The 12,095-nt window shown below is 42.8% G+C and carries 8 protein-coding genes and 1 other annotated feature; of the genes, 1 reads left to right on the top strand and 7 read right to left on the bottom strand.

The features are described from left to right. Positions 1-19 precede the first annotated feature (19 nt). Both ACH9UM_RS03130 and ACH9UM_RS03125 read right to left on the bottom strand, forming a co-directional pair. On the bottom strand, positions 20-979 hold the full coding sequence (locus ACH9UM_RS03130) for a sugar kinase (protein ID WP_227077302.1): 960 nt from the start codon (positions 977-979) through the stop codon (positions 20-22). Positions 980-993: 14 nt separating this feature from the next. Beyond that, positions 994-1,860: a sugar phosphate isomerase/epimerase gene (locus tag ACH9UM_RS03125; RefSeq protein ID WP_009320692.1), complete on the bottom strand. Its 867-nt coding sequence runs from the start codon at positions 1,858-1,860 to the stop codon at positions 994-996. Positions 1,861-2,114: 254 nt separating this feature from the next. Here ACH9UM_RS03125 and ACH9UM_RS03120 point away from each other — a divergent pair, with 254 nt between their 5' ends. Further along, on the top strand, positions 2,115-3,152 hold the full coding sequence (locus ACH9UM_RS03120) for a LacI family DNA-binding transcriptional regulator (protein ID WP_009242715.1): 1,038 nt from the start codon (positions 2,115-2,117) through the stop codon (positions 3,150-3,152). A gap of 101 nt (positions 3,153-3,253) precedes the next feature. Here ACH9UM_RS03120 and thrS read toward each other — a convergent pair whose 3' ends face one another. The 5 genes from thrS to secA all read right to left on the bottom strand — a co-directional run bounded on the left by thrS (position 3,254) and on the right by secA (position 11,967). Then, positions 3,254-5,179: a threonine--tRNA ligase gene (gene thrS / locus ACH9UM_RS03115; RefSeq protein WP_004846467.1), complete on the bottom strand. Its 1,926-nt coding sequence runs from the start codon at positions 5,177-5,179 to the stop codon at positions 3,254-3,256. A 108-nt stretch (positions 5,180-5,287) separates the two neighbouring features. Continuing rightward, positions 5,288-5,494 (bottom strand) — a binding site (T-box leader). Positions 5,495-5,668: 174 nt separating this feature from the next. Further along, the gene (locus ACH9UM_RS03110; protein WP_400091932.1) at positions 5,669-6,874 is read right to left on the bottom strand and encodes a cofactor-independent phosphoglycerate mutase; all 1,206 of its coding nucleotides are present in this window, start codon (positions 6,872-6,874) and stop codon (positions 5,669-5,671) included. Between the two features lie 19 nt (positions 6,875-6,893). Beyond that, positions 6,894-8,111 (bottom strand): homoserine dehydrogenase, encoded by a 1,218-nt coding sequence (locus tag ACH9UM_RS03105; protein ID WP_004846471.1) that lies wholly within the window; start codon positions 8,109-8,111, stop codon positions 6,894-6,896. Between the two features lie 76 nt (positions 8,112-8,187). After that, a protein-coding gene (gene prfB, locus ACH9UM_RS03100; protein ID WP_114148667.1) for a peptide chain release factor 2 occupies positions 8,188-9,307 on the bottom strand; the annotation gives its coding sequence in 2 pieces (ribosomal slippage) (positions 8,188-9,231 and positions 9,233-9,307; 1,119 coding nt in all). 83 nt (positions 9,308-9,390) lie between these two features. Then, a complete protein-coding gene (gene secA, locus ACH9UM_RS03095; protein WP_004846474.1) occupies positions 9,391-11,967 on the bottom strand; it encodes a preprotein translocase subunit SecA in 2,577 nt (858 codons plus the stop codon). Positions 11,968-12,095 lie beyond the last annotated feature (128 nt).

Raw genomic sequence — 12,095 nt, 5'->3', positions numbered from 1 at the left:
ATGAAAAAGAAATTTTTTGCTAATTTATGGTTGACTTTTCATAGCTGGTCTCCTTTATCATCTTATCTATCGCTTCCACGCTGATCTTTCCTTCCATAGGACCAAACGCCGCTGTATTAATCGCACCTGCTGCTGCTGCCATTTTCGCCGCCTCTTCAATTCTCTTTCCTTCACACAGTCCGCAGATAAACGCCGCGTCAAAACTATCTCCGGCTCCGGTTGCATCTACAGGCTGAATTCTGTAAATTCCTGTTTCAACCGTTTTTTCCTTCGTATAAATCTTTGACCCCCGCGAACCTTGCTTTAATGCCAATATTTCAAGCTCAGGATTTTTAAAGCATTCTTCAACAGCTTCTTCCACTGTTTCTTTTCCTGTCAACAAAAGAAGTTCTTCCTCCCCGGGCAAAAAAACATTCGTCAACCGCATCAGATTCTCCAGAATTTTATCCGTCTCTTTTTCCCCTATTAATTCTTTTCTGATATTCGGATCAAAAGAAACCTTCGCCCCTATTTTTTTTGCCGTTTGTGCCGCTTTTAAAATTTCTTTTGCAAACTCTATATCAGCAAACAAAGAACAGCCCATTACATGAAAATACCGAACTCCATCCAGCACATCCTTCTGCGGCGCTTTCGCTTCAACAGCCGGAGTATTCCCCATATGAAAAATAAATTTTCGGGAGCCATCATCAAAATATGTTACAATCGCACATCCTGTAGCTTTTTTTGGATTTTCAATCACATGCGACACATCGACTCCGTCACTTTTCAATCTGTCCAACAGACATTTTCCAAAATCGTCTTTGCCTACTCCTCCGATAATTCCGCCCTTATGTCCGAGTCTCGCCACTGTATCAATAAAAATCGCCGGTGCTCCGCTCGGATAAGGTCCTCGAAAAACTCCTGCTTTATCCAGTGGCTCATTTTCTTTCTCCCGCATAATTTCCACGATCATTTCACCCATCGTCCAAATTTCTGCCATTTCATATCCTCTCCTCAAAACGTAAATTCATGTTTCAAAAATGTTAAAGATTCTTTTATATAGCGATCCAGCATTTTCTCATCTGCATTCCCACTTAAATCTCTCCACACTTTACAGTCCCGAGCGACCTCTCCTCCTTGAAGAAGAAACGGTTCCATAACGACGCCTTTCTCATATCCGATATCTCTTAGCGCCCGTCCGATATCTCTCCAAGGAAGGGATCCCATTCCCGGAAGCTTTCTGTTTGATTCTCCCACATGCAGATGGCCCAATTTTCTTCCTGCAAGCCGGATAGCCTCCGGAATATTATCTTCTTCGATATTCATATGAAATGTATCAAGAAGGAGATTAACGTTTTCACTTCCGACTCTCCTGCAGTATTCCAATCCTTCCCTGCAATCTGTGATAATATAAGTTTCATATCGATTCAAAACTTCCTGACAGCATTCGATTCCCAATGATTCCGCAGCTTCTGCAACCTCTTTCATCCCCTCGATGCTTCTCTCCCAGGCAGCTTCCTTATCCGTTATTTCAAATTGACACGGCCAATAAGAATACATTGCTCCAACAAGTGATTTAGATCCTACTTTTTCCATTGCTTTTAATATATCGATCAAATAGTTTACTCCCGCTTTTCGTATATCCGGATCAGGAGAAGCAAGATCTTTATCTTTTGCCGGTCCGATATTTGCCGTCAATACCATATCCATATCTTTCGCCGCGCGCCTCAATTCTGAAAGTTCATAATCTGACATTTCCAACAAGTGAGGAGCACCCATTTCCAAAATGTCAAATCCGATGTCTGAAACTCGTTTTAATGTTTTCAAATAATCACATTGCCATTTTGTTCCCCAATAAGAATATAATGTTCCAAATTTCATCTTCATCCTCCTTCTTTTTCGTGCTCGTGCACGTTTTTCTTGTATTTATAGTACCATGTTCATTTTATTGTTTCAATACTATATATTCACCATTTTTTCACTGTATTTTTTGTGCATTTTTTACATTTATATTGAGTTGTATGTTACATATATTTTTTTTGCACAAACTCTTATTTTTTGTAACTAGACACGAGCACGATATTATGTTATATTATTAGCAGTAAAAATGGTATTATATGGGAGGTGATTATTACATGGCGGTAACCGTAAAACAAATTGCAGAGCTGGCAAACGTTTCTCGAGGTACTGTAGACCGGGTACTAAACAATCGTTCCGGAGTCAGCGAGGCAACGCGCCAAAAAGTTTTGAAAATCGCAAAAGAACTGCACTATGAACCGAACTTCCTTGCCAAAGCGTTAGTATCTAAAAAGGAATCCTTAAAAATCGGGGTCATCTTAACACCGGATTATAACCCCTTTATCCATGATATTATTTCGGGAATCAACCGTGCCAAGAAGGAATTTTCTGCTTTTGGAATCGAAGTAATCATCAAACTGATGACCAGTCTTGATCCTTCCGAAGAAATCCGGATTATTAACGATTTAACTGAAAACGGAGTCAGCGGAATGGCAGTCTTTCCTCTGGATCACCCAAATGTTTACGCCCTTCTTAACTCCCTTATCGAAAAAGGAATCGCCGTAATCACCTTTAACTCTCCTGCTCCCGAAGTAAAAAGTTTATGCTTTATCGGACAGGATCATTATAAAGGCGGAAGAACCGCAGCCGGATTAATGTGTAAGATTCTTCCGAAAGATGCCAGAATAGGAATCATTATCAGCAGTACAAAACTTTCATGCCATCAGCAAAGACTGCTTGGTTTTCAAAATAAAATCTCGGAAACACGACCGGATATCAAAATCGTCGGCATTTCTGAAAATCAAGATAAAAAAGAAGATGCCTTTCGCATCACCTTAGAATACTGTAACAAACTTCCCGATCTGGACGGAATCTATATTACAGGCGGCGGTATAGCCGGAGTGGGAAGCGCCTTGGATATCATAGATGATTCTGAGAATATCCATGTGATCTGTCACGATCTTACAGAAGGCTCCATTCACTTGCTCCAAACACAGGTTGTTGATTTCGTATTGGGACAAGAACCGGTAAACCAAGGATATTTATTGATCAAAACTTTATTTGAATATTTAGTTAAAAATATTACTCCGCATAAGATCATCGACATTCCGGTCACAATTTCCACCGATGAATCTTACAAAAAAGAAGAACCTTAAAACAGATGTTTTTTCTTTTACATTTTGATCCCAATACAAAAAAGAGTTCAGCAGTATGATAGTATCATCTGTTCTGAACTCTTCTTAATTTATTTTATGATTTATTTATCCTGCACTGTCTCTCTGAGTTTCTTTGCTGCAACTTCTTCTTTAATCTGTTCTATAAACTCTTCCAGACCACACTGACCTTCATCTCCGGCAAATCTGCTTCTTACAGATACTTTGCCTTCCTCTTCTTCCTTCGCTCCTACAACGAGCATATACGGAATCTTTTTCATCTGTGCCTCGCGGATCTTATATCCGATCTTCTCCGCACGACTGTCAATTTCTGCGCGAATACCCGCCTCCTTCAGATCTTCAAGCACTTTACCTGCATAATCAAGATATTTGTCAGAGATCGGAAGAACTTTCACCTGTACCGGAGCAAGCCATGTCGGGAATGCGCCCGCAAAATGCTCGATCAGAATTCCGATGAAACGTTCGATAGAACCGAATACAACGCGGTGGATCATAATCGGTCTGTGCTTCTCTCCGTCCGCTCCTGTATACTCAAGTTCAAATCGAAGCGGAAGCTGGAAGTCAAGCTGGATCGTACCGCACTGCCACGTTCTTCCGATAGAATCTTCCAGATGGAAGTCGATCTTCGGACCGTAAAAAGCTCCGTCCCCTTCATTTACAATATACGGAAGTCCGATATCATCAAGCGCGCTTCTAAGAGCATCTGTCGCCATTTCCCAATCTTCATCACTTCCCATACTGTCGTCCGGCCGTGTAGAAAGCTCGACATGATACTTAAATCCAAACAAACTATACACTTCGTCGATCAGTTTTACAACGCCTTTGATCTCATCTTTAATCTGTTCCGGCGTCATGAAAATATGCGCATCATCTTGTGTAAAACAGCGAACTCTCATTAATCCGTGGAGCTGACCTGATTTTTCATGACGGTGCACAAGTCCCAACTCTCCCATACGGATCGGAAGATCACGGTAAGAACGCGGCTCTGACTCATACACAAGAATTCCGCCCGGACAGTTCATCGGTTTAATTGCGAAATCTTCCTCATCAACTACTGTTGTATACATATTTTCTTTATAATGATCCCAGTGACCTGATGTTTCCCATAAATGGCGACTTAACATAATCGGCGTATTAATTTCTACATATCCCGCTCTGCGGTGAATCTCTCTCCAGTAATCAAGCAGTGTGTTTTTCAGAACCATACCGTTCGGAAGGAAAAACGGAAATCCCGGTCCTTCTTCGCGCATCATAAACAGACCGAGTTCTTTTCCAAGTTTTCTGTGATCACGCTTTTTCGCTTCCTCAATCATCGTCAGATATTCTTCAAGCTCTGCCTTTTTGGAAAAAGCAGTTCCGTAAATTCTCTGAAGCATTTTATTATGTTCGTCGCCTCTCCAATAAGCGCCTGCAAGACTTGTTAATTTAAATGCTTTCACCGGTTTTGTTGTCATAAGATGCGGACCTGCGCACAGATCGGTAAATTCTCCCTGTGAATAGAAACTGATCGTTTCGCCTTCCGGAAGATCTTCGATCAATTCTACTTTATAAGGCTCATTTTTTTCTTTAAAATACGCAATCGCTTCTTCTCTTGGCATTGTATACTGTTTGATCTCAAGATTCTCTTTTACGATCTTCTTCATCTCAGCCTCGATCTTATCAAGATCCTCTGCTGTAAGCGGAGTCTCCTTGTCTATATCATAATAAAATCCGTCTGCGATCGACGGTCCGATCGCAAGTTTCGCATCGGGATACAGCCTTTTAATCGCCTGCGCCATAATATGAGATGCTGTATGACGAAAAGCTCCTTTTCCTTTTTCATCGTTAAATGTCAAAATATTCAATTCACAATCTTTGTCAACAACAGTTCTTAAATCAACTTCCTCTCCGTCAATTTCCCCTGCCGTAGCAACTCTTGCCAACCCTTCACTAATATCAAGCGCAATTTCATAAACACTCATCGGCTGTGCATATTCTTTGCTTGATCCGTCTTTTAATGTGATCTTCATCTTTTTCTTCCTTTCTTTTTGTTATTCTTCCCTGTCCGCAAACATAAAAGAAGCACTCCATACGGAATGCCTCTTATCTATGAATCTATGCTGCACGGAAACACTCCACACAGGGACGGGAAAACTCCCGCGGTTCCACCCTGTTTGTCTTCGTCAGAAAACCATCTTAATTCATGTGATGATAACGGAATCACCGTGCCGTATTAAGGCCGCTCCGAGGTGGTATTCAGTCAGCCGGAACATCAGGATCTTCACACCATACAGATCCCTCTCTGAGATGACCGGACAGCTTACTGTCCTCTTCAACACTTTCATAATCATTTTTACTTTACAACGGCTATTTTACATCAAAATAAGAATGTCTGTCAAGCCTGAAACTGCTTCTAAACGCAGAAAGCACCTTCCTTGCTGCAAGTTTTGTCTTTGCAAACTCAACCTCAACACAAAGTGGTGCTTTCTTTTTCTCTGCTTATTTTCCTGCAAAATCAATTATTCACGTTCCAAAAGATGATCGATCAAACGATCTCCTTTTTCTCTGAAGATCCCCGTTTTCTGTGCCGTCCGTTCAGAATACTCATCCTGTCCTTTTACTGCATTTGTGCTGTCATACAACATATACGGAACAGGATCACCTGTATGAGTACGCACGCGCACAGGCGTCGGATGATCCGGAAGAATCAGCATCCTGTAATCTTCACCCGCCTGCTCAAGTCCTTCTGCCACAGGACCGATCACAAGGTCGTCTATCAATTCAATCGCTTTGATCTTATCATCCGTACTTCCCTGATGTCCCATCTCGTCCGGCGCTTCAATATGTACATAAACAAAATCATAGCCGTCCTCTGTAAGCGCTTTCACCGCAGCTTCAGCCTTTCCTCCATAATTTGTATGGAGTCCGCCATTTGCTCCTTCTACCGTAATATTATCCATTTCTGCGCCTACTGCAATTCCTTTTAACAGATCGACAGCAGAGATCATTGCGCCTTTTACTTTGTTTTTTTCTTCAAACGAAGTCAGCGCAGGACGCGTTCCCGCTCCCCAAAACCATGCTGAATTGGCTGGGTTTTTCCCTTCTTCCCTGCGTTTTATATTGATCGGATGATCTTTTAATATATCGTAGCTTTTCACCATCATTTCCCGAAGCACTTCATCTTCCGGGAGATATCCGCCGATCTTCTTTGTCAAAATATCATGAGGCAGCGTCAATTCTGTCACATGTCCGTTATTCTGGATCAGCAGGTGACGGTAGCTCGTTCCTACATAAAAATGATATCCGTCTTTTGCAAGCCCTTTACTTAATGCTTCCATAAGAACTGCCGCATCCTCTGTCGATATTTCTCCCGAACTGTGATCAAGAATCGTGCGTTCTTCATAACAATCTTCATCCTCTGTCAATGTAACAAGGTTGCACCGAAAAGACACATCCAAGTCCCCCATCTGCGCGCCGATACTCAAAGCTTCTAACGGAGAACGTCCTGAATAATACTTCTTCGGATCATATCCGATCACCGACAGGTTTGCAGTATCGCTTCCCGGAGACATTCCTTTCGGAACTGTCTGAACCATCCCGATCTCCGCGTTTTTTGCCAGACGATCCATATTCAGAGTCTTTGCCGCTTCAAGCGGTGTTTTCCCTGACAGAGACTCCAGTGGTTCATCTGCCATTCCGTCACATAAAATAACGATATATTTCATAATTTTCGTCCTCTTTATTTTACTCTTCAACACGGATCATATGAAGGATTCCCTCAAATTTCTCCGCGATCTTTCTGTATGCTCCCTCTGTCATCACTTCTGTTATGATACCGAACTCATTTTCAAGACCTTCCGCTCTCACAAAAGTCACTGCTCCAAATGCCGCTTCTGTTTCTTCCCGACGCATTTTTTCGTCGCCGCTGATCCGTACAAAGAAACGTTTTTCCGTATCCTCTATCGGAAGAAGTTCCAGCTTTTCATTTTTCCACATTGTCATAATATTTCTGTGAAGATGTTTTGCTTCATCTACAACATCCGCTACAACAGCGCTCGCCGTAGGAAGTTTTCCTGCTCCGCTTCCGTAAAACATTGCGTCTCCAAGCATATTTCCGTTTACAAACACTGCGTTGAACACACCGTTTACGCTATAAAGCGGATGTTCATTTCCAAGAAGCGCCGGAGCAACGATCGCATGGAGGTGGTCGCCGTCACGCTTACTCGATGCAAGAAGTTTGATCGTCATTTTCATCTCTTTTGCATACATCATATCTTCTTTTGTTATCTGCGTGATACCTTCTGTGTAAATATCTTCAAAATCAACCTGATGTCCTGAAATAAGAGAAGAAAGAATCGCGATTTTCCGGCATGCGTCATATCCTTCTACATCAGCCTCAGGATTGCGCTCCGCAAAGCCGTTATCCTGCGCTTCTTTAAGCACTTCGTCGTACTGAGCACCTTCATAAAACATCTTCGTAAGCATATAGTTTGTCGTTCCGTTCAAAATTCCGGTAATCTCCTCAATGCGGTCTGCCGTCAGCGAAGAATTTAACGCGCGGATAATCGGGATACCTCCTCCTACACTTGCTTCAAACAGGAAATTGATCTCCCGCTCTCTTGCGATAGACAGAAGAGTCGCGCCATGCTTTGCCACAAGCGCTTTGTTGGATGTCGCCACGCTCTTTCCCGCTTCCAGACACCGTTTTACAAATGTATACGCCGGTTCTACTCCACCCATTACTTCCACTACGATTTGAACTTCCGGATCATTAATGATCACATCAATGTCATGCACTATCTTTTCCTGTATCGGATCTCCCGGAAAATCTCTCAGATCAAGAACATATTTGACACTGATTTCATCTCCTGCTCTCTGATTGATAACATCCTTATTTTTTTCGAGCACTTCTACAACTCCCGAACCGACTGTGCCATATCCCAATACCGCTATACTTATCATCCTATTCTTCCTTTCCTATCCCTTTTTCTGTTCGTAACATTTCACAAAACCACTATTAGCCAAAACAGGCTTCCGATCACTGCTCGGATGCCTGTTCTGTATTTGCACTTAAATATGCGTTGATAAACGGATCGATATTTCCGTCCATCACTCCGCCTACGTTACTTACTTCCGCATTTGTACGGTGATCTTTCACCATCGTATACGGCTGCATGACATAGGAACGGATCTGATTTCCAAAATTAATATCCCTTACTTCTCCGCGGATATCAGACATTTTTTCCGCCTGTTCCTGCTGCTTCATCAAATAAAGCTTTGATTTGAGCATCTGCATCGCTTTATCCTTGTTCATATGCTGAGAGCGTTCATTCTGACACTGAACTACGATTCCGGTCGGAAGATGCGTAATACGCACTGCCGAGGACGTCTTATTTATATGCTGACCTCCCGCGCCGCTGGAACGATATGTGTCGATCTTCAGATCATCGTCATTGATCTCTATATCGATATCTTCCTCTATATCCGGAATCACATCACAGGATGCAAATGATGTCTGACGCTTTCCTGCCGAATTAAACGGAGAAATACGCACGAGACGGTGTACTCCTTTTTCCGAGCGAAGATATCCGTATGCATTCTCGCCCTTCACCTCAAAAGTCACGCCTTTTACTCCTGCCACATCTCCCTCAAGATAATCCAGCTCTTCGATACTGTACCCTTTCTTTTCCGCCCACCTCGTATACATACGGTAGAGCATTCCGGTCCAGTCACAAGATTCTGTACCGCCCGCCCCGGCATGAAGCGTCACGATCGCATTATCTCTGTCATATGGTCCTGTAAGAAGTGTCCCGATACGCAATTCTTCAAACGTCTCTTCAAACTGCTGCAATTCTTCTTCAATCTCTTCCGCTGTTTCCTCGCTGTCTTCTTCCTCGCTCATCTCAATCAGAAGCATCATATCCTCATAATCTGAATACAGCTTTTCGATTTCTTTTACAGAGTCCTGCAGCCCTTTTAATTCTTTCATTACTTGTTGGGAAACTTCCGGATCATCCCAAAATCCCGGTTCTTCCAAACGCTTCTCCAACTCTTCAACCCGCAGCTTCTTAGAAGCTAAGTCAAAGTGAATCCCTCAAATCTTTCAGCGGTTCTTCATATGCGCTTAGTCTTAACTTCAGTTCATCTAACAAAACCACCTTGATCACCTCTTTCATTTATTATACAAATCCTGTCTTATCTTTTATTATACGGATTCTATTGTTTTTTATAATACCGTCTATTACACCGGTTTTCTTCCACAGCATTGTTTGTATTTTTTCCCGCTTCCGCAAGGACATGGATCGTTCGGATAAACTTTCTTATCTTCCCGCTTTTTCGGAGCGCGTACGGAAGTGTCATCCTTATTTGTTCCTGTAACTTTCGCTACCTCTTCTCTTTCTACTTTCTGCTCGACACGAACATTGAACAGTGTACGGATCGTTGTCTCGGCGATCATATTTGTCATCTCGCCAAACATATTATACCCTGTCATCTTATACTCAACAAGCGGATCTCTCTGTCCGTATGCCTGAAGACCGATTCCCTGACGAAGCTGATCCATATCGTCGATATGATCCATCCATCTTGCATCGATTACTTTTAGAAGTACGACACGCTCTAACTCTCGGATCTGTTCTGCTTCCGGGAATTCCGCTTCTTTCACTTCATACGCTTTCACCGCACGTTCTTTCAAGAGATGTTTCAGCTCTTTTTGACGCATATCAATACATTCTTTCTCTGACGGAAGCTCCATCATCGGAATAATCTTATGCAAGTTCAGCTCCAGACCTTTTACATCCCAGTCTTCTGCTGCCGCTTCCGGAGAGGCGAAACGGTCTGTAATATTTTCAACATATTCTGTGATCATATTATAGACGGTATCTCTCATGCTCTCGCCGTCGAGAACCCTTCTTCTCTCTCCGTAAATGATCTCTCTTTGCTCGTTCATAACCTGATCATACTCAAGCAGATTTTTACGGATACCGAAGTTGTTTGTCTCCAGTTTTTTCTGTGCTGTCTCTATCGCATTGGAAAGCATCTTATGCTCCAACTGTTCCCCGTCTGCAACACCCAGCGCATTAAAAGCTCCCATAAGACGGTCCGAACCGAACAGACGAAGAAGATCATCTTCCAGTGAAATATAAAATCTTGATTCACCCGGATCTCCCTGACGACCGGAACGTCCTCTAAGCTGATTGTCAATACGTCTTGACTCATGCCTTTCCGTACCGATAATCTTTAATCCGCCTGCCGCTCTCGCATCTTCATCAAGTTTAATATCCGTACCACGACCTGCCATGTTCGTCGCGATCGTTACGGCGCCGTGAACACCTGCATCCGCTACGATCTCTGCTTCCTGCTCGTGATATTTCGCATTCAGAACGTTATGTTTGATTCCTTCTTTTTTCAGCATACCGCTCAAAAGTTCGGACACTTCTATCGTGATCGTTCCGACAAGAACCGGCTGACCTGTAGCATGAGCTCTCTTTACTTCTTCAACGACAGCATGATATTTTTCTGCTTTTGTTTTATATACCGCATCTTCAAGGTCTTTTCTCTGAACCGGTTTGTTTGTCGGGATTTCTATAACGTCCATTCCGTAAATATCACGGAACTCTTTTTCTTCTGTAAGAGCCGTACCTGTCATACCGCTCTTCTTCTCAAATTTATTAAACAAGTTCTGGAATGTGATCGTCGCAAGCGTCTTGCTCTCTCTGCGCACTTTTACGTGTTCCTTCGCCTCAATCGCCTGATGCAGCCCGTCCGAATAACGTCTTCCCGGCATGATACGTCCTGTAAATTCATCGACGATCATAACCTCTCCTTCTGCATTCACAACATAGTCCTGATCTTTAAACATCAGATTATGCGCGCGCAAAGCAAGGATAATATTATGCTGGATCTCCAGATTTTCCGGATCGGCAAGATTTTCAATATGGAAGAATTTCTCTACTTTCTTAACTCCGTCTTCTGTCAGGTTAATTGCCTTTTCCTTTTCATTGACAATAAAATCACCCGTCTCTTCGATATCCTCTCCCATAATCGCATTCATCTTGGAGAATTCTCCGCTTGCCTCGCCACGTTCAAGCTGACGGGCAAGAATATCACACGCTTCATAAAGCTTTGTCGATTTTCCGCTCTGCCCGGAAATAATAAGCGGCGTTCTCGCCTCGTCGATCAAAACAGAGTCAACCTCATCGATGATCGCAAAATTCAGACCTCTTTGTACGAGCTGTTCTTTATATATGACCATGTTGTCACGCAGATAGTCAAATCCGAGTTCATTATTCGTTACATAAGTAATATCGCAGTCATATGCCGCACGGCGCTCTTTATTGTCCATTCCGTTTAAAATAACACCGACTGTCAATCCAAGAAATTCATGTACTTTTCCCATCCATTCAGCGTCACGTTTTGCCAGATAATCATTGACCGTAACGATATGGACGCCTTTTCCTGAAAGTGCGTTCAGATAAGCCGGAAGTGTAGACACAAGCGTCTTACCTTCACCTGTACGCATCTCGGCAATACGACCCTGGTGCAGAATAATACCACCGATAAGCTGTACTCTGTAATGACGCATACCGATACTTCTCCATGCTGCCTCTCTTACAACGGCATAAGCCTCAGGAAGAATGTCGTCAAGCGTCTCTCCTTCATTCAGTCTGTCCTTAAACTCCTTTGTTTTTCCTTTCAGTTCCTCATCTGACAGCGCCTCCATCGCAGGAGCAAGAGCTTCGATCCGGTCTACGATCGGATAAATTCTTTTCAGCTCATTATGGCTGTGGGTTCCGAAAATCTTTTCTATAATACCCATATTCTGTAATTAACTCCTTATATAAATTTAGCATCGGTAATAGCTCCGATGCCACCACTATTCTTCATTTTAACACTAACCAAAGCGTAATTCAATACTCAAAAATTGTTTTGACAACCATACGCGCA

It is taken from the genome of Mediterraneibacter torques (assembly GCF_044591705.1).
Lineage (GTDB): Bacteria > Bacillota > Clostridia > Lachnospirales > Lachnospiraceae > Mediterraneibacter > Mediterraneibacter torques.
The sequence above is the reverse complement of the archived record's forward strand: the minus strand, read 5'-3'. Positions and strand labels throughout refer to the sequence as shown.

Coding starts and splice junctions, on each gene's coding strand:
- ACH9UM_RS03125 (WP_009320692.1), bottom strand. CDS start 1,860: ATGAAATTTGGAACATTATATTCTTATTGGGGAACAAAATGGCAATGT.
- ACH9UM_RS03130 (WP_227077302.1), bottom strand. CDS start 979: ATGGCAGAAATTTGGACGATGGGTGAAATGATCGTGGAAATTATGCGG.
- ACH9UM_RS03110 (WP_400091932.1), bottom strand. CDS start 6,874: ATGAAATATATCGTTATTTTATGTGACGGAATGGCAGATGAACCACTG.
- ACH9UM_RS03105 (WP_004846471.1), bottom strand. CDS start 8,111: ATGATAAGTATAGCGGTATTGGGATATGGCACAGTCGGTTCGGGAGTT.
- ACH9UM_RS03120 (WP_009242715.1), top strand. CDS start 2,115: ATGGCGGTAACCGTAAAACAAATTGCAGAGCTGGCAAACGTTTCTCGA.
- secA (WP_004846474.1), bottom strand. CDS start 11,967: ATGGGTATTATAGAAAAGATTTTCGGAACCCACAGCCATAATGAGCTG.
- thrS (WP_004846467.1), bottom strand. CDS start 5,179: ATGAAGATCACATTAAAAGACGGATCAAGCAAAGAATATGCACAGCCG.